We start from the raw sequence: 21,457 nt of genomic DNA on the forward strand, positions 1-21,457 counted from the left end.
CGTGTCACTCCCTGATCTTGTCGTCGTCGGCTCCGGATTCTTCGGGCTCACCATCGCCGAGCGCTGCGCGCGGGACCTGGACCTGAAGGTCCTCGTCCTCGAGCGGCGCCACCACCTCGGGGGCAACGCGTACTCCGAGAAGGAGCCGACCACCGGGGTCGAGGTCCACAAGTACGGCGCGCACCTCTTCCACACCTCCAACGAGCGGGTGTGGGAGTACGCCAACCGGTTCACGACCTTCACCGACTACCGGCACAAGGTGTTCGGGAAGTACCAGGGCCAGATCTACTCCCTGCCGATGAACCTGTCGCTGATCAACCAGTTCTTCGGCAAGGCGCACACGCCGGCCGAGGCGCGCGAGCTGATCGCCGAGCAGTCGAGCGAGATCGCCACCGAGGACGCCACGAACCTCGAGGAGAAGGCGATCAGCCTGATCGGGCGCCCCTTGTACGAGGCGTTCATCAAGGGCTACACCGGCAAGCAGTGGCAGACCGACCCGACGAAGCTGTCGGCCGACATCATCACGCGCCTCCCGGTCCGCTACACCTACGAGAACGGGTGGTTCTCCGACACCCACGAGGGCCTGCCGACCGACGGCTACACCGCCTGGCTGACGGCCATGGCGGACCACCCGAACATCGAGGTCCGCCTCGAGACCGACTTCTTCGACGTCGCGGACGAGTTCCGGGGCAAGGTCCCGATCGTCTACACGGGGCCGGTCGACGAGTACTTCGGCAACTCCGAGGGCCGCCTGTCGTGGCGCACCGTGGACCTCGAGGAGTCCGTCGTGGACGTCGACGACTTCCAGGGCACCGGGGTCGTCAACTACAACGACGCCGACGTCCCGTACACCCGCATCATCGAGTTCCAGCACTTCCACCCGGAGCGCGCCAAGACGCACCTGCCGGGCAAGAGCGTCATCGTCCACGAGTACAGCCGCTTCGCCGGCCCGGACGACGAGCCCTACTACCCGGTCAACACCGCCGAGGACCGCGAGAAGCTGCTGCGCTACCGCGAGAAGGCCAAGGCCGAGCCCATGGTGCTCTTCGGTGGCAGGCTCGGGACCTACCAGTACCTCGACATGCACATGGCGATCGGCTCGGCCCTGTCGATGTACGACAACACGCTGCGTCCCCACTTCGCCGAGGGCGCGGCACTGACGAGCGGAGGTGTCGACGCATGAGTGCTCGCCGACTGCTGCAGCGCCAGATCCTTCCCGTCGACGGGGACCTGGACGTCATCAGCCTGTACGTCGACTCGAAGCCCGCGAGCCTCGACCTGGACCGCTACGAGGTCGGGTCGAACAAGACCGCCCAGGCCGTCAACGCCACCGCCATGCGCGGTGGCACCGGCGGCGGCGAGACCATCGGTCCCGAGCAGGTCGAGTCCCGGACGGCGATGCGCGTGCCGTCGGGCGAGCGCCTGTCGTTCGGCACCTACTTCAACGGCTTCCCCGCCAGCTACTGGCGCCGCTGGACCGTCGTCGACGAGGTGCGCCTGACGGTCCAGGTCGCCGGTGCCGGCGCCACGCTCGTCGTCTACCGCTCGACGGCGGACGGCCGCTCCCAGCGCGTGGACGGCGGCAGCACCGGGGAGGAGTCGAAGGCCACCTTCGCCTTCGACCTCCCGCTGAAGCCGTTCGTGGACGGTGGCTGGTACTGGTACGACCTCGTCAGCGGCGACAGCGACGCCACGCTGCTGGGCGCGGAGTGGAGTGCCGAGGTCCCCGACGACCGGGCCGAGCACGGCACCGTCGACATCGCCATCACCACCATGAACCGTCCGGACTTCTGCGCGAACCTGATCGCCCAGATCGGCTCCGACGAGCACCTCAGGCCCTACCTCGACTCGGTCATGGTCATGGAGCAGGGCACGCAGAAGGTCGTGGACTCCGAGCACTTCGCCGCGGCCCGCGACGCCCTCGGCGACACGCTGCGGATCTACGAGCAGGGCAACCTCGGCGGCTCGGGGGGGTACGCCCGGGGCCAGCTCGAGTCGGTCCGCAAGGGCACGGCGACGTACGCCCTGATGCTGGACGACGACGTCGTCTGCGAGCCCGAGAGCATCGTCCGCGCCGTCACCTTCGGCGACCTCGCCCGCCGCCCGACGATCGTCGGCGGCCACATGTTCAGCCTCTACTCCCGCGCGCGGCTGCACAGCTACGGCGAGAAGGTCCAGCCCTGGACCTTCTGGTGGGGCTCCGCGCCCGGCGTCGTCAGCGACTGGGACTTCGCCGCCCGCAACCTGCGCTCGACCCGGTGGCTGCACAGCCGTGTGGACGTCGACTACAACGGCTGGTTCATGTGCCTCATCCCGCGCTCCACGATGGAGCGGATCGGCCTGTCCCTGCCGCTCTTCCTGAAGTGGGACGACTCGGAGTACGGGCTGCGCGCCCAGGCCGCCGGCATCCCGACCGTGAGCCTCCCGGGCTCCGCCGTCTGGCACGTGCCGTGGACCGACAAGAACGACGCGGTCGACTGGCAGGCCTACTTCCACCAGCGCAACCGCTTCGTCGCCGCCCTGCTGCACAGCAAGTACGAGAAGGGCGGCCGGATGGTGCGGGAGAGCCGCAACCACCAGATCGCCCGCCTGATCTCGATGCAGTACTCGACCGTCGAGATGCGCCACCAGGCCCTCCTCGACGTCCTCAAGGGGCCGGACCACCTGCACCGGGTGCTGCCCACGCGTCTGGCCGAGGTCAACGCGATGCGCAAGCAGTTCCTCGACGGCCGGCTCGAGTCCGACCCCGACGCGTTCCCCGAGGTGAAGCGGTCGAAGCCCCCGCGCAAGGGCCGCGACGGCAACCACATCCCGACCCGTCTCGAGCTGCTCGTCCGCGCCGGGCTGCAGCCGCTCCGCCAGGTCAAGCGCCCGCGGGAGCTCTCACGCACCCACCCGGAGGCGGAGGTCCGCGCGACGGACGCCAAGTGGTACCGCCTGGGCACCCTCGACTCGGCCGTGGTGTCGATGAACGACGGCACCTCGGCCGCGCTCTACCGCCGCGACCCGGAGACGTTCCGCGCCCAGCTCGCCAAGACGGTCGAGATCCACGAGCGCCTCAAGCGCGAGTGGCCCCGGTTGGCCCGCGAGTACCGCGACGCCCTGCCTCGCATCACCTCTCCGGAGGCGTGGGAGGAGACCTTGAGGCCCTGGAGGGACGGGTGACCGACGTCGCCCCCCGCAGCGCGTCCGCGGAGGGTGAGCCGTACGACGTCTCGCACCTGCCCCTGGTCGCCCCGGCGGCCACGACGGGCCTGCTCGAGGTGTTCCGCCGTCGCTACCTGCTGCGCCTGTTGGTGCGTCGCGAGATCAGCGCGCGCTACCAGGCGTCGTTCCTGGGGATCATCTGGTCCTACGTGAACCCGTTCACGCAGTTCCTGCTCTACTACTTCATCCTCGGCATCGTCGTGGGCCTGGGCTCGCGGTTCCAGAACTTCGCCGTCCACGTCTTCTGCGGGCTGGTGATCGTCTCGTTCTTCACCGAGACCTTCAACGCCGGCACCCGCTCGATCGTGGGCAACAAGCAGCTGGTCCAGAAGCTCGCCGTGCCGCGGGAGATGTTCCCGGTGGCCTCGATGCTGGTGTCGGGCTACCACGTGATCCCGCAGCTGGTGATCCTCGTGGTGGTGGCCCTGTTCTACGGGTGGACACCGGACCCCGTGGGGATGCTCGGGCTCCTGGTGGCCCTGCTCATCGTCGGCACCCTCGGCACGGCGCTGGCGCTGCTGTTCAGCGCGGCCAACGTGTTCTTCCGTGACTTCTCGCAGGTCGTCAACGTGCTGACGAACTTCGTCCGCTTCGGCGTGCCGATGATCTACCCGTACACGCTCGTCTCCGAGCGCTTCGGGCCCGTGGCGCAGTTCTACCTGCTCAACCCGATAGCGGACGCCGTCCTGCTGGTGCAGCGCGCCTTCTGGGTGGGGACGACGGACGACCCTGCCGAGTACACCCGGCTCCACATCCCCGACCACATCCTCACCATCGGCCTCGGCGCGTTCGTCGGCTCGGCCGTCGTGCTGGTCATCGGTCAGCTGGTCTTCAGCCGGCTCGAGAACAAGATCCCGGAGCGTCTGTGACCACCTCCATCGTCGTCGACGGCGTCGCCAAGAAGTTCACGCTCCGCTACCACCGCACCCTCAAGCAGGTGACGGTCGCCGCGGTGCGCCGCCAGGAGCTGTCGAACAGCTTCTGGGCGCTGCAGGACGTGTCGTTCGAGGTGCAGCAGGGCGAGTCCATCGGGCTGATGGGGCTGAACGGCTCCGGCAAGTCCACGCTGCTGAAGCTCGTGAACGGCGTCATGCGGCCCGACAAGGGCTCGGTGCTGACCCGCGGCCGCATCGCCGGCCTCATCGCGGCCCGCGCGGGCTTCCACCCGCAGCTGTCGGGGCGCGAGAACATCTACCTCAACGCCGCCGTCCAGGGCATGAGCGAGGCGGAGACGAAGCGGAAGTTCGACGACATCGTCGACTTCGCCGACATCGGCAAGTTCCTCGACTCCCAGGTCGGGCACTACTCGTCCGGCATGACCGCCCGCCTCGGCTTCTCGGTGGCGGTGCACGTCGACTCCGACATCTTCCTGGCCGACGAGGTCCTCGCGGTGGGGGACCGGCCCTTCAAGAAGAAGTGCATGGAGCGGATGCAGGAGATTCGCGACTCCGGCCGCACGATCTTCTACGTCAGCCACGCCCCCGGGTCGGTGCGCAAGATGTGCGACCGGGTCATCGTGCTCGAGGAGGGCCGCGTCGGCTTCGACGGCCCCACCAATGCCGGCATCAAGTACCTCAAGTACGACAGCAAGCCCGACGAGGACGACACCGACGACGACCTCGGCGCCGACATCTGACGCTCGCCCACCCGGTGGTCGAGGTGCTCCGAGCCCCGGACCTGGTGCCTCTCGCGCCCCGACGAGGCGACGTCGACCCCGCGACGCGCCGACTTTCTCGCCGTCGTCGGCGTGTCGACTGGAAATTACAGAGTTGTACTTACTCAGTTCCCTGCCGTAACGCATGTGACTGGTGTGAAACTTGGGTGCTCGAGTGAATCTTCCCCGGCTCTGGAGTCACCAGGATGCGTCCTTCGCAGGCTCGTTTCGTCACCGTGTGCCAGCAGCTGCTAGCCCTCGCGGTGGTCCTCGTCGTCCTGGCCCCGGCCGCCGGGATCGCCACGCTCGACGTGGTCGACCGCATGCCGGACGAGCCCGGGACGGTCGGTGACGCGCGCGTCCTGATGGACCCCGCGGCGTACCGGGTCGAGGACGCGGAGGTGGAGACCGCGCCGGTCGAGCCGATCGTCGTCGAGCACCAGCTGACCGCCGACACCTCCGCGGCGCAGCGGAGCGAGCCGGGCCGCAGCGCCCGCTCCACGCCGTCCGCGCTGGCGGGCGGTCGTCTGCTGAGCAAGGCCGAGCCGGTGACCGGGTACGGCGCCGTCGGCGTCACCTGGGGCGACGCCGAGGAGGTCGGCGAGGACGGCATCGCCGTCTCGGTGCGGACCCGGACCGGCGACGGGGCCTGGAGCCGCTGGGACGACGTCGAGTACCACGACGACCACGCCCCCGACCCCGGCAGCGCCGAGGCCCGCCGATCGCGGCCGGGCACCGAGCCGACCTTCGTCGGCGAGGTCGACGAGGTCCAGGTCCGCGCGGAGACCGACGAGGGCGCGATGCCCGCCGACATGAGGCTGGCCGTCGTCGGGCCCGGCGAGTCCCGGGGCACCGACACCGAGGCGCCGGCGTACGGAGCGGAGCCCGCCGAGGCAGCCACCCAAGAGTCCAGCGAGGGCGACCTCGCCCTGTCGGCCGCCGCGGGCGCCGCGAGGCCGACGATCTTCTCCCGCGCGCAGTGGGGCGCCGACGAGCGGCTGCGCTCGGGCAGCCCGAGCTACGGCTCGGTCAAGGGTGGCTTCGTGCACCACACGGTGAACGCGAACGACTACTCGCCCGACCAGGTGCCGGGGATGCTGCGGAGCATCTACGCGTACCACACGCAGAGCCGCGGCTGGAGCGACGTCGGGTACAACTTCCTCGTCGACAAGTTCGGCCGCATCTGGGAGGGCCGGTACGGCGGGGTGACCCGCGCGGTCATCGGCGCCCACACGTTGGGCTACAACCACGAGTCCTTCGCGATGTCGGCGATCGGCAACTTCGAGACCGCCACCGCACCGGACGCCATGGTCCGGGCGTACGGCGCCCTGATGGGCTGGAAGCTCGGGATCCACGGCGTGGACGCCGGGGCCGGCGCCACCATCGCGGGCCGTCGCTTCGCCAGCGCCATCAACGGCCACCGCGACGCCGGCTCGACCGCCTGCCCGGGCCGCTACCTCTACGACCGGCTCGGCGCGATCCGCTCGCTCGCGAAGGCCGCGCAGAACGGCAACGGGGGGGAGCAGCCCCCGACCGAGCCGCCGACCGAGCCGCCGGTCGAGGTGTCGGGCACGCCCGACCTCGACTCCAACCTCGTCGGCACCCGCCACCCGGACCTCGCCGTCCGGCGCGCGAGCGACAACCGCCTGCTGCTGCTGCGCACCGCCGGCGGGACGAAGTTCACGACGGCACGCCCGGTGACGCGCAGCGTCCCGGCGTCCGCCCAGGTGTTCGCCAGCCCCGACCTGACCGGCGACGGCGTCGCCGACCTCGTCGCCGTGGACGGCGGCCGCGCGGCGATCCACCCCGGCGCGGGCGACGGCACCTTCGGCGCGCCGGTCCGGGAGGCGAAGGGGTTCGCGGGCATGTCGACGGTCGTGGCCGCCGGTGACCTCGACGGCGACGGGCGGCACGACCTCGTGGGGCGCACGGACTCCAGCGGGCGGCTGACCGCCTTCCTCGGCACCGGCCGCGGGGGCTTCTCCCGCCAGGTCCTGGGTGCGGGGTGGAACACCTACGACCGGGTCACCGGCCTCGGGGACGTCGACGGTGACGGGTACGGCGACCTCCTCGGTGTCGACGCCCAGGGCCGCGCCTTCGTGCACCGCGGGGCGCTCAGCAGTGGAGGCGGCACGGGCCAGGGCCGCGTCGCCGTGCTGCCGCGCCAGCAGCTGGCCGAGGGCCTGTCGGCGCTCAGCGGCGTGGCCGGTGTCGGCGACGTCAACCGCGACGGCCGGGCCGAGCTGCTCCTGCGCCGTCAGGGCGGGGCGACCGTCCTGCACGGCGTGGAGCCCGACCTGACCCTGGGACCGGCCATCGGGCCGGTGACGGGGGCCGAGGGACTCGGGTCGCTGAGCGGCGGCGTCGACCTCACCGGCGACGACTGGCCCGACCTCCTGGCCCGCAGCGGCGGTCAGGTCGTCGTCGTGCCGCACAAGGGCACCACCGAGGTGCTGGAGCCGATCGTCACCGACGTCGACCTGTCCGGGGCGAACCGACTGATGACCGCCGGTGACATGAACGGCGACGGCCACGGCGACGTCGTGGTCCGTCAGGGCAAGGGCGTGCTGAACCTCTACCGCGGCGACGGCGCGGGCGGCTTCGCGGCGAAGGCGCGGATCGGGACCGGGTTCAGCAACGTCCAGGGCCTGCGCGCCGTGGGCGACGTGACCGGCGACGACAAGCCGGACCTCCTCGGCACCCGCGGGGGCCGCGCCCTCGTGTGGCCCGGTCGCGGGGCCGCCGAGCTCGGCGAGCCCGTCGCCGCGCCCGCGGCGCTGGTCGCCTACTTCCGGCCCGAGGTCAACGCCGGCACGAGCTGGGACTGGGCGACCACCGTCAGCGACCTCCGGCTGGTCGGGGCGCCCGACCTGGTCGTGGGCGACCGCGAGTCGCGGCTGCTGTGGTCGCGCAACCGGCGCAACGACGGCACCTACGAGACCCGGCGCCTGCTCACGCGGTGGGACGGCGCCTGGAACCTGATGGGCTGATCCCTCAGGCCCCCGGCAGGGTGGCCCGGCGGGTGACCCGCTCGGTGCCGGCGAGCGCGGTCAGCCGCGCCTCGTCGGCACCGACGACCACCACCAGCGACGCCCCGCGGGACCAGGTGGCGAGCAGCAGGCCGAGCCCGTCGGCAGAGCCGGGGTCGCCGAGCAGCAGCAGCCGGTCCCCGTCGGCGACCCGAGGGTCGGTGGCCGCTGCCGCGACCAGCTCGCCCTGGGTGGCGTCCGGGGTGGCCTGGTCGTCCGCGGACGGCGGGTCGAGGGCGAGGAACGCGTCCGGCTGCGACCAGATCTCGACCCCGACGTCCAGCACGCCGGCGGGCAGCGGCTCGGCGAACCGCATCCCGAGCGGCAGCAGGGCGCAGGCGAGGACGGTGGCGCGGTCGGCGTACGGCGCCCACGCCGCGACCGTGGCGGGCCCGCAGACGACGGCGGCTGGCGGCGTCGCCCCGCGGGCGGCGTCGGAGGGGACCACCTGCAGGCCCGCCGTCCAGGCCGCGGCCGCGAAGACGGTGGTCAGCCAGTGCGGGGGCAGGTCGAGGACGAGGGCGTCCCCCCGCTCGAGGTCGCACTCGTCGACGAGCAGGGAGGCCGCCTTGGCGACCCAGTTGGCCCAGGTCGTCACCGACAGCTCGACGCGCTCGCCGGTGGTCTCGTCGTAGAAGGTGACCAGCGGACGGCCGGGGTCGGTCGAGGCCAGCGAGGCCAGCAGTGCGGGGATGCTCACGACCCCCGACCCTAGACTCGGTGCCATGGGGTTCTGGGCCGTGGTGCCGGCGGGCGGGGCGGGGACACGGCTCTGGCCGCTGTCGCGCCGCGACGACCCGAAGTTCCTGCACGACCTGACCGGGTCGGGGTCCTCGCTGCTGCAGCAGACCCGCGCCCGGCTCGAGCCGCTCGCCGGCGACCGTGTCGTCGTCGTGACCGGTGCGGCGCACGCGGACGCCGTCCGCGCCCAGCTGCCCGACGCCGTCGCCGCCCGGGTCGTTGCCGAGCCGTCCCCGCGCGACTCGATGGCGGCCATCGGGCTCGCCGCGGCCCTGATCGAGCGCCAGGACCCCGACGCCGTCCTGGGCTCCTTCGCCGCCGACCACGTCGTGGCTGACGACGCGGCCTTCGCCGAGTGCGTACGCCGTGCCGCCGCCGTCGCGGCCGACGGCTGGCTGGTGACCCTCGGGGTGCGGCCGACGTACGCCGCGACCGGGTTCGGGTGGATCCACCTCGGTGAGGAGCTCGCGGGCCACCCGGGCGCCCACGCCGTCGCGCAGTTCGTCGAGAAGCCCGACGCCGACCGGGCCGCGGTCTACCTCGCCGGCGGCGAGCACCGCTGGAACGCCGGCATGTTCGTCGCCCGCCCCGGCGTCCTGCTCGACCTGCTGGCCGACTCCGACCCGGGGTTCGCCGCCGAGCTCCGGGCGATGGCCGCGGACCCCTCGCTCGTCGGGGCCGCCTGGCCGACGCTGCCGAAGATCGCCATCGACCACGCCGTCGCCGAGCCCGCCGCCGACGCCGGCCGGGTCGCCGTCGTCGAGGCGGACTTCGACTGGGAGGACGTCGGCGACTTCGCCGCCCTCGCCGGCCTGCTGCCCGCCACCGGCCCCGGCCCCCGCGTGCTCGGCGACGCCGCCCTCGTCCACGCCATCGACTCCGACGGCGTCGTCGTCCCCGCCGGCGGACGCCCCGTCGCCGTCGTCGGCGTCCCGGGCGTGGTGGTCGTCGACACCGGTGACGCGCTGCTGGTCACCACCGTCGAGCGCGCCCAGGACGTCAAGCGCCTCGTCGCCGAGCTCGGCGCGACCCGGCCCGACCTGCTCTAGGGCGCCGAGTCGGCACGTCTGCGCACGCCCAGGGGGTCGAGTCGGCACGTCTGCGCAGGTTCAGGGGGTCGAGTCGGCACGTCTGCGCACCCAGGTCCGTCCGGACCGTCGGTCTCGACACGCCCGACCACCGGTGGGTCGAGCGTGCCGAGACCGTTCACCGAAGCCCGCGACCGCGTTCCTCGGGTCGCGCGAGGGGCCGAATGCTCACCACGCTAGGTGGGTGAGTGCCGGCATAGCGAGGTGAACTCGCCGCGCTATGCGTCGGCTCGCCTGCCTAGCGTGGTGAGCGGCGTCGGGGGTGGTGCGTCGGCTCGGGACCGCTGCGACCAACGTACGGCGCCCGCGACCGCCGCGGCTTCGTCCCTCAGCCGCGACCTCGTCCCTCGGTCGCGTCGCTCGCTCGACCCGGTGTGACCACGCTCCGCACTCGTTTCTCGTGCGGAGCTGTCACACCGCGTTCGGCTCGGGGGAGTCCGTGTAGGGGAACTCGGTCATGAAGGAGTCGAGCGCGGCGCCACTGGGCTCGGAGCAGTACTGCCAGATGCCCGTCTGCGCGCCCTCCTCGATGATCCCGTCCTCGACCGCGGTCGGGTTGTTGCCGGCGGACCAGCGGGTCATCGCGATGTGCTGGCCGTCGGGGAACGGGTCGCCGTCCTCGGACGTCCACGGCACGGCCTTGAACTTGTTGCGGAGGTCCTCGCTGCCCTCGAACTTCTCGGACAGGGCGCGGATCTCCTCCATCTGCTCGGCGTCGTCCGCGACGGTGTCGTCGTACCAGAGGATCGTGTAGCCGTGCTCGAGGTTGTGCACGAGCATCCCCAGCTCCGGGCGGTCGGAGGCGCTGTAGAACTTGCGGTCGAACCCGTCCCAGTTCTCCCAGTGGCGCCCGAAGGCGGGCGGGGAGTCGGGGTAGGTGAGCGGCGTGCCCTGCGGGACGTGCTGCTGGTTGCCGTCCGCGGGCTTCGTCTCGTAGTCGGTGCAGACGTCGGCCGGGGCGCCGATGTCGGCGACGGAGGCGTCCTCGTACTGGCGCAGGTTCCACCACTGGCTCACCGGCTGGAACGCCGCGGCGCCGACGATGAGGAGCGCGATCAGCACGCAGACGCCGACGATGGCGAAGTTCCTCCGCTTCTCGCCACGCTTCTGCTGCTTGCGCATCTTGTCCGCCACCGCACGACGGTCGGACTTCTGCATCTTCTCTGCCACGGCCTGCGCTTCCTGTTCGTCGGACGACGTCCGCGGGGAGTCTACGGAGTGCTCGGTCGCGACCGGAGGCGGACGAGGCGACCCTCGACCTCGACGTCCCACCCGTGGGCCAGGGCGAGCACGCGCAGGCGGACCCGGTCGGCGCCTGCGGGGTCCGTCCCGGCGACCTCGACGGTGTCGTCCGCGGCGAGCGACGGCGTCCCGCACCCGACCGTGGTCACCGCGGCGGCCACCTCCTCGCCGCTCGCCGCCCCGCCGTACGGCGACGCGTCGCCGGCGCCGGCGCGCTCGCCCGCCAGGGCCTGGACGACGGCCTCCCGGGCGCCGTACCCGAAGAGGTCGCCCCCGGGCGGCCGCACGAGCGTCCGGGCGCCGGGCCCGTCGTCGCCGACGGGGAGCACGAGGCGCCCCAGGCCGCGGACCAGGGCGAACGGACGCGCGGTGAGCTTCCCGCCGGCCAGCTCGGCGGCGCCGGCGACCTCGTCGGCGACCGCGGGCGCCGTGACGGCGAGCGGGTTGCCGTAGGCGTCGGTCCGCCCCGCGTGGTCGTCGAGGACGAGGACGCCGGCCGCCCCGATCGCGAGGTCGGTCTGCCCCTCGCGCCAGGCCCGGCCGACGGTGTCGGTGACGACGACGCCGACGTTCGCCCCGGTACGACGTCCGAGCCCGGCGCGCAGCACCCGGGCCGAGGCGTCGGGGTCGACGGGGAGCAGGATCACGTGGCCGGCCGGGACGTTCGAGGCGTCCACCCCGGCCGCGGCCATGGTCAGGCCCAGGCGGGTGCGGACGATGGTGGTGGGCCCGCGGCGGGCCACGACACGGACCCGCTCGCCGGCGAGCTCCTCCGCGAGCCCGTCGTGCCGGTCACCGGGCCGCAGCCGGCCCTCGGCCTTGCTGACGACCTTGCTGGTCACCACCACGACGTCGCCGTCGGCGAGGGACTCGCCGGCGAAGGCCAGCGCGTCGACCAGCAGGTCCGCGAGGTCGTCGCCGGCCGCGACCTCGCCGACGCCGTCGGGGGCGAGGACGACGAGCCGGTCGCTCACCGCAGGACCAGCTCCGTCGCCGCCGCGGCCATCCGTCCGGTGGCCGCGTCGTCGCTCATCAGCAGGGGGACGGCGGCGCAGGCGATGCCCGCGGCCTCGACGCCGGCGACCTGGTCGGCGTCGGTGTCAGCGACCAGCCAGCCGTCGAGGACGCCCCCGGCGGCGCGCGCGCCGTAGTGCCGGGCCACGGCCCCGGCGGAGACCTCGACGCCGAGCGAGTCGAGCAGCTGGCGGGCCATGCCGTGCACGTGGCTGGCGCCGATGATGGGGGAGACCCCCACGACGGGCGCCGGGCCCTCCCGCAGCGCCTCGCGGAGCCCCGGCACGCCGAGGATCGTGCCCACCGAGACGACCGGGTTGCTGGGCGGCAGCATGACGAGGTCCGCGCCCGCCAGGGCCTCGAGGACGCCGGGGGCGGGCGTGGCGCGGTCGAGCCCGACGACGACGACGGCCTCGGCCGGCACCTGCGCGCGCATCCGCACCCAGTACTCCTGGAAGTGCACCGTGCGGCGCCCGCTCGCCTCCTCGGGGTCGGCGATCGCGATGTGGGTCTCGACCCGGTCGTCGGTCATCGGCAGCAGCTCGACGTCCGGCTCCCAGCGCCGGCACAGCGCCGCCGTGACCGCCGAGAGCGGGTAGCCCGCCTCGACCATCTGGGTGCGGACGAGGTGGGTGGCGATGTCGCGGTCGCCGAGGCCGAACCACTCCGGCCCCGCGCCGTACGCCGCCAGCTCCTCGCTGGTCGCCCACGTCTCGCCGTCGCGTCCCCAGCCGCGCTCGACGTCGATCCCGCCGCCAAGGGTGTACATGACGGTGTCGAGGTCGGGGCAGACCTTCAGGCCGTGGATCCACCAGTCGTCGGCGGTGTTGGCCACGACGGTGACGCTCGCGTCGGCCGCGACCCCGGGCAACGCGCCCGCGCGGAGGGCTGAGAGGGTTCCGCGGAGGAAGCGAGCACCGCCGACGCCTCCGGAGAGCGCGACGATCGAGCGTGCAGCCGGGGTGGCCCCGTCAGGGGCCGTGAGGTCGGGGGAGGGGGCGTGCGACACGCCCACAGCCTGCCTCACGTGCGGCGACGTGGCCTCGCGCGGTCCGCGTCGTGGGGCGGGAAGGGCCGCGCCAATAACACAGAACGGCTTGACTTCCTCTGTACGACAGGCATGTAATTCCCTCAGTGTTCTTCACCGCCAGGTTCGTTGCACCCTGGCGCTCCAGGTGGCCGGAGGCGCGGGGGTTCCGAGAGCACGACCGGGTCGAAAGGGCGTAGCGCGATGAGAGAACTGTTCCTGGTAGAAGGTGATGGAGACGGCGAGGAGTTCGGCTGGCAGGAGCGGGCGCTCTGCGCGCAGACCGATCCCGAGGCGTTCTTCCCGGAGAAGGGCGGATCGACGCGGGAGGCCAAGAAGGTCTGCCTGACCTGCGACGTCCGCGACGAGTGCCTCGAGTACGCCCTCGCCCACGACGAGCGCTTCGGCATCTGGGGCGGCCTGTCCGAGCGCGAGCGTCGCCGCCTGAAGAAGCTCGCGGTCGTCTGACCCTGCGCTGATCCTCCGTTGACCGCGCGGCACCGACTCCCGGCGCTGCCGCCGGGATCGAACGCGCTCAGCCCTCGTCGTTAAGGTGGTCGGCCGTGGCCGACACACTCGAGCCCGCCTCCTCCGTCGCCCCCGCGGCGGGGACGTCGAGCGGGCCCCCCAGCGCTCTGCTGGGAGAGGTGTCCCCCGACGCCCCCGGTCCCGTGCTCGCGCCCGGCCGTGTCGCCGTCGTCCTCGTCAGCCACGACGGCGCCCGCTGGCTGCCCACCGTGCTCGACGGCCTCGCCTCGCAGCGGGTCTCGCCGTGGCGCGTCGTCGCCGTCGACACCGGCAGCCGCGACGACAGCCTCGCGCTGCTCGACGACAGCCCGGCCGTCGACGACGTCCTGCGGCTGCGCTCGGACGTCGCGTTCCCCGGTGCCGTCGCCGCCGGGTACGACGCCCTGCGCGCCGCGGGCCTGCGCGACGACGACTGGCTCTGGCTCCTGCACGACGACTCGACCCCCGACCCGGCGGCCCTCGAGCAGCTGATGCTCGCCGCGGGCGCCGACCCCGGCGTCGACCTGCTCGGCCCGAAGCTCCGTGAGTGGCCGTCGCTGCGCCGCCTCCTCGAGCTCGGGGTGACGATCTCCGGCACGGGACGCCGCGAGACCGGCCTGGAGCGCGGCGAGTACGACCAGGGCCAGCACGACGACCTCCACGACGTCCTCGCCGTCAACACCGCCGGCCTGCTGGTCCGCGCCGGCGCCTGGGAGGCGCTCGGCGGGCTCGACGAGCGGCTCCCGGTGTTCGGCAACGACGTCGACCTCGGGTGGCGGGCGGCCGCGGCCGGCCGCCGTACGGTCGTCGTGCCCGCGGCCGTGGTCTTCCACGCCGAGGCCGCCCACCGCGGGGTCCGCCGTACGCCGCTCACGGGGCGCCACACCCACTACGCCGAGCGGCGCGCGTCGCTCTACACGCTGCTGGTCAACGCCTCCGCCCGCTCGCTGCCCTTCCGGGTCCTCCGGCTCGCGCTCGGGACGCTGCTGCGGATGGTCGGCTTCCTGCTGTTGCGCTCCCCGGGCGAGGCGCTCGACGAGCTGGCCGCGCTGGTCGCGGTCTACCGCCGCCCCGGCGAGGTCCGGGCCGGACGGCGGGACCGCGCGGCGAGGCGCCAGGCGGCGGCCGGGTCGGCGGGCGAGGCCCGGGCCGACCGGTCCCGCGAGCTGCTCGCGCCGGCCTGGCTGCCCTACCGCCACGGGCTCGACGTGGTCGGCGACGTGCTCGCCGCCGCCACCCAGCAGGCCTCCGACGTCGCCGAGCGGCGCCGTGACGAGCGCGCCGTCGAGCACGCGGCGCGCACGGGCACGGGACGCCGCAACCGCCACCAGGCGCCCGCCGCCGTGCTCGGCGCGGTCGGGGACGACGACGACCTCGCCCTCCCGGCCGACCGCGGCCTGGTGTCCCGCTTCCTCGCCAGCCCGGTGGCGCTGGCCGTCACCGCGCTGGTGCTCGTGGCCCTCGTCGGCGCCCGCGCCGCCTGGGGCCCGGTGTCCGGCGGCGCGCTGGCACCCGCCCCCGCCGGGGCGGGCGACTGGTGGACGCTGCACCTCGCCACCTGGCACCCACTGGGCCTGTCGGGCAGCGACGTCCCCGCCCCGCCGTACGTCGTGGTGATGGCCCTGCTGGCGAGCCTGCTGCTGGGCAGCGCCACGGCCGCGGTGTCCGCGGTGCTGGTCCTCGCCGTCCCGCTGGCCCTGTGGGGCGCGTGGCGCTTCCTGCGGGTCGCCGCCCGGCTCGCCGACCCGGGCGGTGCGCCGGCGTGGCTGCTGGCCGCGGGTTCCGGCGCCTACGCGCTCGTGCCCGTGACCTCGGGGGCCTGGGGGCAGGGACGCCTCGGTGTCGTCGTGGTCGCCGCGCTGCTGCCGTGGATCGGCCATGCCGCCCTCGGGTTCCTGGACCCCGAGCCGGACCGGCGCCGCCGGGCGGGCTGGCGCACCGGGCTGCTGCTCACGGCGGCCGCCGCGTTCGTGCCCACGACCTGGCTCGTCGCCGCCGCGATCCTGCTCGTCGTCCTCGTCGTCGGCTTCGTGCTGAGCCCGCGGGGGATGCGGTCGCGCTCCGCGTGGGGTCCGCTGCTCGTCGCGCTCGCGGTGGCCCCGCTGCTGCTGTCGCCCTGGCTGGTCGGGCTCCTGCTCGCCGGCGCCCCCGAGGGCCTGCTCCTCGAGGCCGGCCGCCCGCCGGTCGCCGCCCCCGGGCCGCTCGACCTGCTCACCGGACGCGTCGGCGGACCCGACCCGGACGGCGTCCTCGGGCCCGTCCTGACCTGGCTCGGCGTCGTCCCCGTCGTCCTGGCGCTGCTCGCCCTCGGGGTACGCCGGACCCGCGGCGCCGTCGTGACCTGCTGGGCCGTGGCGCTCGTCGTCGTCGGAGTGGCCGCCGCCCTCGCGCTCGTGCGGGTCGACCTCGGTGCGGCGCTCGTGCCCGCCGCGGTGTCCCCGGCCGTCCCGCTGCTGGCCGGCGCCGCCGTCACCGCCGCCGTGGCGGGTGCCGCCGGGGCGGGAGGGGCCCGGGGCCGCGGCCCGTTCCGCCTGCTCCTCGGCGCGGCCCTGGCCGTGGTCGCCGTCCTCGGCGCCGCGGGCTTCGTGCTCGGATCGACGGGACAGCCCGGCGAGCTCGCCGCGGACGACCCCGTGCCGGCGTACATGACCCAGAGCGCGCTCGAGGCTCCCGGCAACGGCGTCCTCGTCGTCACCGGGGACCTCGACGAGGGCCTCACGTACGTCGTCCGACGCGGTGACGGGACGACGCTCGGCGAGGCCGAGGTGGAGGCCCTCGCCGACCCCGACCCAGCGGCGGAGGCCGCCGTGGCCACCCTGCTCGCCAGCCCCACCGACGAGGCCGTCGCGGCGCTGCCGACCGTCGGGGTGTCGTACGTCGTCCTCCCGCCGCCGGCGGACGGGCGCGTCGCCGCCGGGCTCGACGCGGTCGACGGCCTCGTGCAGGCCGGCGCCGAGGACCGCTCGACCCGGGCCTGGGAGGTCCAGGTCGAGGCCGACGGGACGGACGCCGCCCTCGACGCGCCGGCCGACGCCACCCCGGCCTGGGTCCACGTGCTGCTGCTCGTGGTCCAGCTGCTCCTGCTCGTCGTCGTCGCTGTCCTGTGCGGTCCGAGCCGGAAGGGGACCCGATGAACGCCGCCGGCGGTCACCGCGGCAAGCGTGCCGCCCCCCGCAGGCGCCGCTCCGGCGGTGCCGAGCCGACCCCGCGACCGGAGGGGACCCCGCGGCCCGACCGCCCCCGGGGGAGCGTCCGGGGCAGCGTCCGGGGGAGCGCCCGGCGCGGCCCCGCGGTCCTGCTCGCCGTCGTCCTGCCCCTGGTGACGCTCGGCGCCGGGCTGCTCGTGACCCCCGACGCCCCCGAGCCCGCGCCCGCCGCGGCGCCGACCGCGACGACCCTGGCCGAGCAGACCCTCGTCTGCCCGCCGCCCCCGACCGGTGCGGCCGCGCCCGTCGTGGTCGGCCGCGACGCCCCCGACGCCCCCGACGCCTCCGCGGCCGACCGTGCCGTCCTGCTGGAGGGCATCGGGGAGGACCCGGTCTCGGAGACCCTCGAGGTCCCCGCACTCGGGACGGTCGGCCCCGTCGTGGCCTCCGACGACGCCGCGGCCGTCCGCGCCGAGGGCGACACCGCGGCCGGGCTCCTCGCGGGGCGGTTCGGGGACGACGCCGTGAACGGCACCTCCTGCGAGCCCACGGCCGCGGACCAGTGGTTCACCGGGCTCGGCGCCGGACCGGAGCGGTCCTCGGTGATCGAGCTCGTCAACCCCGCCGCCGGCGACGCGGTGGCCGACGTCACGCTGCTGGGCCCGGACGGCCCGCTCGACGTCCCCGACGTCGCCGGCGTCACCGTGCCCGCCGGGGAGCGGGTGTCGCTCGACCTCGGGGCCCTGACCCCGACGGGCGACGAGCTCGCGGCCCGCGTGCAGGTCGTCCGCGGCCGGGTCGCCGCCTCCGTCCTCGACACCGCGACCCCGATCGGCGGCACGGACGTCGCCGAGTGGCTGCCGCGCCAGGCCGAGCCCGCGACGACCTCCCTGCTGCCGGGCCTCGTCGGCGGGGAGGGTCAGCGCACGCTCGTCGTGGCCAACCCCGGGGACGCCGCCACCCAGGTCGAGGTCGACGTCCTCACCCCGACCGGTGCGGTCCGGCCCACCGACGTCCGGACCCTCCAGGTCCCCGCCGGTGGCGTCGAGACCGTCGCGCTGTCCACCCAGCTGCAGACCCAGGCCGACCAGGGCGCCGGCGGCGTCCTGCTGCGCTCCGAGGCCCCCGTGACCGCGTCGCTGCGGGGCCTGGTCCGCGAGGACCTCACGTACGCCGTCCCCGTCGCCCCGGCGTCCTCCGGCGCGGCGGTGCTGCCCGTGGGGGAGTCGCGGGTGCTCGTCACCGCGGAGCCCGACGCGGACAGTCCTACGACCGCGACCGTCGTCGGCCGCGACGCCGACGGCGAGGAGGTCATCAGCGAGGACGTCGAGGTCGTCCCCGGCGGCCTGGGCGAGGTCACGCTGCCCGAGGACGCCGCCTCGGTCGCGGTGAGCACCGACGGGGAGGTGTCGTCCGCCGTCGTGGTGCTGCGCGGGGAGGGCAACGTCGTCCTCCCGCTGCGCCCCGCGGTGACCGAGGCGCTCGTCGCGCAGGTACGGCCCGGCCTGCCCTGAGCGGCCCCGCCCACCTCGGGGGCACGTGGCGCCAGACACCCCGGATCCTCCTGGCGCGTCCCGCCTCGGCGGACGCCTCCGACGGGTAGCGTCCCTGCCGTGAACACCGCCCGACGCTGCTCGCGCGCCGCGTGCGGCCGCGCCGCGGTCACCACGCTGACCTACGTCTACGCGGACCAGACCGCCGTGGTCGGCCCGCTCGCGACGTACGCCGAGCCCCACGCCTACGACCTCTGCGCCGCCCACAGCGAGCGCCTCTCGGCCCCGCGCGGCTGGGAGATCATGCGGCTGGCGCCCTCCACCGCGCCCACCGGGCCCTCGACCGACGACCTGCTCGCGCTGGCGGACGCCGTCCGCGCGACGCCCACGCCGGTGGGCACCGCCGTGACCGCGGGCACCGACCCGCGCCGTGGCCCCGACGACGACGGCCGCGGCACCCGGCGCGGCCACCTGAGGGTGCTGAGCAGCGACTAGGCTCGCCGACATGGTCGACGCCTCCCCGCAGACGCGGGACCTCTCAGCTGTGTTCAAGGCGTACGACGTCCGGGGGCTGGTGCCCCAGCAGATCGACGAGGACCTCGCCCGGGCCGTCGGCTCGGCGTTCGTCGAGGTCGTCGGCGCCACCGAGGTCGTCGTCGGCCACGACATGCGACCCAGCTCGCCCGGCCTCGCGGGGGCCTTCGCCGACGGCGCCAGCGCGGCCGGCGCCGACGTGACGATGATCGGGCTCGCCTCGACAGACCAGCTGTACTTCGCCTCCGGCCACCTCGGCGTCCCCGGCGCGATGTTCACCGCCAGCCACAACCCGGCGCAGTACAACGGCATCAAGCTGTGCCGCGCCCACGCCCAGCCCGTCGGCCTCGAGACCGGGCTCGCGGAGATCCGCGACCACGTCGCGGCGGGGGCGCCCCCCGGCACCGCGGCCACCCGCGAGGGCGCGATCGCCGAGCACGACGTCCTCGACGCCTACGCCGCCCACCTGCTGTCCCTGGCCCCCGTCGAGGGACGCCCGCTGAAGGTCGTGGTCGACGCTGGCAACGGGATGGCCGGGCTGACCGCCCCCGCCGTGTTCGGCCGCCTGGGCGCCGGTCGTGGCGACGCGGTCGACCTGGTCGAGATGTACTTCGAGCTCGACGGGACCTTCCCGAACCACGAGGCGAACCCCATCGAGCCCGCCAACCTGGTCGACCTCCAGCGCCGCGTGGTCGAGGAGGGCGCGGACGTCGGGCTGGCCTTCGACGGCGACGCCGACCGCTGCTTCGTCGTCGACGAGGCGGGGCGGGCTGTCTCCCCGTCGACCGTCACCGCGCTCATCGCCGCCCGGGAGCTCCGCCGTGTCCCCGGGTCGTCGGTGATCCACAACCTGATCACCAGCCGGGCCGTGCCCCAGATCGTCCTCGAGAACGGCGGCACCCCGGTCCGCACCCGGGTCGGGCACTCCTACATCAAGGCGACCATGGCCGAGACCGACGCCGTCTTCGGGGGCGAGCACTCGGGCCACTTCTACTTCCGTGACTTCTGGCGCGCCGACTCCGGCATGCTCGCGGCCCTGCACGTGCTGGCCGCGCTCGCCGGGTCCGACGTCCCGCTGTCGGTGCTGCTCGCGGACTACGAGCGCTACGTCGCCAGCGGCGAGATCAACTCGACCGTCGACGACCAGGCGGCCGTGCTCGCCGCCCTCGAGGCGGAGTACGGCGGCCGCGAGGGCGTCACCGTCGACCACCTGGACGGGCTGACCGTCGGGAGCGAGCGCTGGTGGTTCAACGTGCGCGCCTCCAACACCGAGCCGCTGCTGCGGCTGAACGCCGAGGGAGAGGACCTCACGACGATGGAGACCGTGCGCGACGAGGTGCTCACGAGGATCCGGGGTGGTCTCGCGTGAGCGTCGACCCGAAGCTCCTGGAGATCCTGGCCTGCCCGGGCTGTCGCAGCAGTCTCCGCGAGGGCGACGCCACCCTGACCTGCACCGGTTGCGGCCTGGTCTACCCGGTGCGCGACGGCATCCCCGTGCTCCTGCTCGACGAGGCCGAGCGGCCCGGGTAGGAGCCCCCGGTGCCCTGGTTCGACGAGTCCCGCCTGGACGACGAGCGCGCGCTCGCCGTCGCCGACGCCCAGCTGCGCGGCCTCGCCGAGTCGGGCGCGCGGCTGCGTCGCGCCGCCCTCGAGGCTGCCGAGGACGCCGAGGTCGCGGTGGCGTTGTCCGGCGAGCTCGACCCGCCCCGGGCCGTCGTCGTCCTCGGGCCGGAGGCCGAGCTCGTCCGCCTGGTGCTGGCCCCGGTCGCCGGTGTCCCCGTGGTCACGTGGGAGGACGCCGACCTGCCGGGCTGGCTGGGCGGCGCCGACCTCGTCGTCGTCCTCGCTCCTGAGGGCGCGCCCGATGCGGTCGTGGTGCCGCAGGTGGCGGGCGCCGTGCGCCGCGGCTGCCAGGTGCTCGCCGTCGCCGCCGACGGCTCCGCCGTCTCCGACCACGCGCGGGGACGGTGGTCGACGGTGCTGACCACGGCGTCCCCCGAGCCGACGGCGGTCGCGCTCGTCGCGCTCGCCCACCTGGCCCGCACCGGCCTGGGCCGGCCCCTCGACCTCGACCTGGTCGCCGACGCCCTCGACGAGGTCGCCGTCGACTGCTCGCCCTTCTCCGACGCCGGGACGAACCCCGCGAAGGTCGCGGCGGTCGGCCTGGCCGAGAGCGTGCCGCTCGTCAGCCCCCGGGCGGCCACCCCGCTGGGCCTGGACGCCGCGGTCCGGGCGGGGGCCGCCCTGCGCCGGATCACCGGGCTGCCGGTCGTGGCCGGCGACGCGGCGACCGTGCTCCCCGTCCTCGAGGCGACCGCGACCCGCACCGTCTTCGACGACCCGTACGACGACGCCCCGGACGCCGTCCGCCCCTCCCTGCTCCTGCTCGGCTCGCCCGGCGAGGGCGCCGCGCCGGCGGGAGGGCCGGGGCCGGACCTGCAGGAGGTCGCCGAGGGCCGCGGCGTCCGCGTCGTCGAGCTCGGCGACGAGCCCCTGGACGCCCCGGTCGCCCACGCCACCACGGTCCTGCGCGCGACGTACGTCGCCGTCTACCTCCGCCTGGGCACCACCGACTGACGAGTCGGCCCGAACGCACGTCCCCAGGGCGCCGAGTCGGCCCAAACGTGCGTCCACAGGGCGCCGAGTCGGCCCGAACGTGCGTCGGGAGAGGCTCGAGTCGGCCCGAACGCGCGTCGGGAGGGGCTTGAGTCAGCTCCGGCTACGTGCGCTCGGGCCGACTCGGCGGTCCTGAGGGGCGCGTTCGGGCCGACTTGG

General features: G+C 74.6%; 17 protein-coding genes. 13 read left to right on the forward strand and 4 right to left on the reverse strand.

Annotation, left to right across the window (positions count from 1 at the left end; all coding sequences use genetic code 11):
• Position 1 precedes the first annotated feature (1 nt).
• The 5 genes from glf to Q0858_RS03380 all read left to right on the forward strand — a co-directional run bounded on the left by glf (position 2) and on the right by Q0858_RS03380 (position 7,851).
• A complete protein-coding gene (glf, locus tag Q0858_RS03360) occupies positions 2-1,183 on the forward strand; it encodes a UDP-galactopyranose mutase (protein WP_299051109.1) in 1,182 nt (393 codons plus the stop codon).
• A complete protein-coding gene (locus Q0858_RS03365; protein ID WP_299051111.1) occupies positions 1,180-3,165 on the forward strand; it encodes a glycosyltransferase in 1,986 nt (661 codons plus the stop codon). Before glf ends, Q0858_RS03365 begins: the two co-directional genes overlap by 4 nt.
• The gene (locus Q0858_RS03370; protein WP_299051113.1) at positions 3,162-4,076 is read left to right on the forward strand and encodes an ABC transporter permease; all 915 of its coding nucleotides are present in this window, start codon (positions 3,162-3,164) and stop codon (positions 4,074-4,076) included. Before Q0858_RS03365 ends, Q0858_RS03370 begins: the two co-directional genes overlap by 4 nt.
• The gene (locus Q0858_RS03375; protein ID WP_299051115.1) at positions 4,073-4,843 is read left to right on the forward strand and encodes an ABC transporter ATP-binding protein; all 771 of its coding nucleotides are present in this window, start codon (positions 4,073-4,075) and stop codon (positions 4,841-4,843) included. Before Q0858_RS03370 ends, Q0858_RS03375 begins: the two co-directional genes overlap by 4 nt.
• A gap of 224 nt (positions 4,844-5,067) precedes the next feature.
• Positions 5,068-7,851, forward strand: coding sequence for an FG-GAP-like repeat-containing protein (locus Q0858_RS03380; RefSeq protein ID WP_299051117.1), 2,784 nt, complete (start codon positions 5,068-5,070; stop codon positions 7,849-7,851).
• 4 nt (positions 7,852-7,855) lie between these two features.
• Here Q0858_RS03380 and Q0858_RS03385 read toward each other — a convergent pair whose 3' ends face one another.
• Complete coding sequence (locus Q0858_RS03385; RefSeq protein ID WP_299051119.1) at positions 7,856-8,590, reverse strand: TIGR03089 family protein; 735 nt, start codon at positions 8,588-8,590, stop codon at positions 7,856-7,858.
• Between the two features lie 25 nt (positions 8,591-8,615).
• On the opposite strand from Q0858_RS03385, the gene Q0858_RS03390 reads away from it, so the two are divergent.
• Positions 8,616-9,680 (forward strand): mannose-1-phosphate guanylyltransferase, encoded by a 1,065-nt coding sequence (locus tag Q0858_RS03390; RefSeq protein WP_299051121.1) that lies wholly within the window; start codon positions 8,616-8,618, stop codon positions 9,678-9,680.
• Between the two features lie 450 nt (positions 9,681-10,130).
• Here the strand turns inward: Q0858_RS03390 and Q0858_RS03395 are convergent, their stop codons facing one another.
• From Q0858_RS03395 to cofD, 3 genes are read right to left on the reverse strand one after another with little or no spacing between them, the layout of a single operon-like run.
• A complete protein-coding gene (locus tag Q0858_RS03395) occupies positions 10,131-10,889 on the reverse strand; it encodes a DUF3105 domain-containing protein (protein ID WP_299051123.1) in 759 nt (252 codons plus the stop codon).
• A gap of 41 nt (positions 10,890-10,930) precedes the next feature.
• Positions 10,931-11,935, reverse strand: a complete 1,005-nt coding sequence (cofE, locus tag Q0858_RS03400; RefSeq protein WP_299051124.1) for a coenzyme F420-0:L-glutamate ligase — start codon at positions 11,933-11,935, stop codon at positions 10,931-10,933.
• Positions 11,932-12,921, reverse strand: a complete 990-nt coding sequence (cofD, locus tag Q0858_RS03405; RefSeq protein ID WP_299051744.1) for a 2-phospho-L-lactate transferase — start codon at positions 12,919-12,921, stop codon at positions 11,932-11,934. The genes cofE and cofD overlap by 4 nt, the downstream gene beginning before the upstream one ends.
• Before the next feature lie 285 nt (positions 12,922-13,206).
• On the opposite strand from cofD, the gene Q0858_RS03410 reads away from it, so the two are divergent.
• The 7 genes from Q0858_RS03410 (at position 13,207) to Q0858_RS03440 (ending at position 21,259) form a co-directional block, all read left to right on the forward strand.
• Positions 13,207-13,470, forward strand: coding sequence for a WhiB family transcriptional regulator (locus Q0858_RS03410; protein WP_299051126.1), 264 nt, complete (start codon positions 13,207-13,209; stop codon positions 13,468-13,470).
• 95 nt (positions 13,471-13,565) lie between these two features.
• Positions 13,566-16,643: a glycosyltransferase family 2 protein gene (locus tag Q0858_RS03415; protein ID WP_299051128.1), complete on the forward strand. Its 3,078-nt coding sequence runs from the start codon at positions 13,566-13,568 to the stop codon at positions 16,641-16,643.
• Positions 16,640-18,169, forward strand: a complete 1,530-nt coding sequence (locus tag Q0858_RS03420; protein ID WP_299051130.1) for a DUF5719 family protein — start codon at positions 16,640-16,642, stop codon at positions 18,167-18,169. The genes Q0858_RS03415 and Q0858_RS03420 overlap by 4 nt, the downstream gene beginning before the upstream one ends.
• 99 nt (positions 18,170-18,268) lie before the next feature.
• On the forward strand, positions 18,269-18,643 hold the full coding sequence (locus tag Q0858_RS03425; RefSeq protein ID WP_299051132.1) for a DUF3499 domain-containing protein: 375 nt from the start codon (positions 18,269-18,271) through the stop codon (positions 18,641-18,643).
• 10 nt (positions 18,644-18,653) lie between these two features.
• Positions 18,654-20,051: a phosphomannomutase/phosphoglucomutase gene (locus tag Q0858_RS03430; protein WP_299051134.1), complete on the forward strand. Its 1,398-nt coding sequence runs from the start codon at positions 18,654-18,656 to the stop codon at positions 20,049-20,051.
• The gene (locus tag Q0858_RS03435; protein WP_299051135.1) at positions 20,048-20,212 is read left to right on the forward strand and encodes a Trm112 family protein; all 165 of its coding nucleotides are present in this window, start codon (positions 20,048-20,050) and stop codon (positions 20,210-20,212) included. The genes Q0858_RS03430 and Q0858_RS03435 overlap by 4 nt, the downstream gene beginning before the upstream one ends.
• Positions 20,213-20,221: 9 nt before the next feature.
• Complete coding sequence (locus Q0858_RS03440; RefSeq protein ID WP_299051137.1) at positions 20,222-21,259, forward strand: hypothetical protein; 1,038 nt, start codon at positions 20,222-20,224, stop codon at positions 21,257-21,259.
• Positions 21,260-21,457: the final 198 nt, after the last annotated feature.

The organism is uncultured Nocardioides sp. (assembly GCF_947489365.1).
Taxonomy (GTDB): domain Bacteria; phylum Actinomycetota; class Actinomycetes; order Propionibacteriales; family Nocardioidaceae; genus Nocardioides.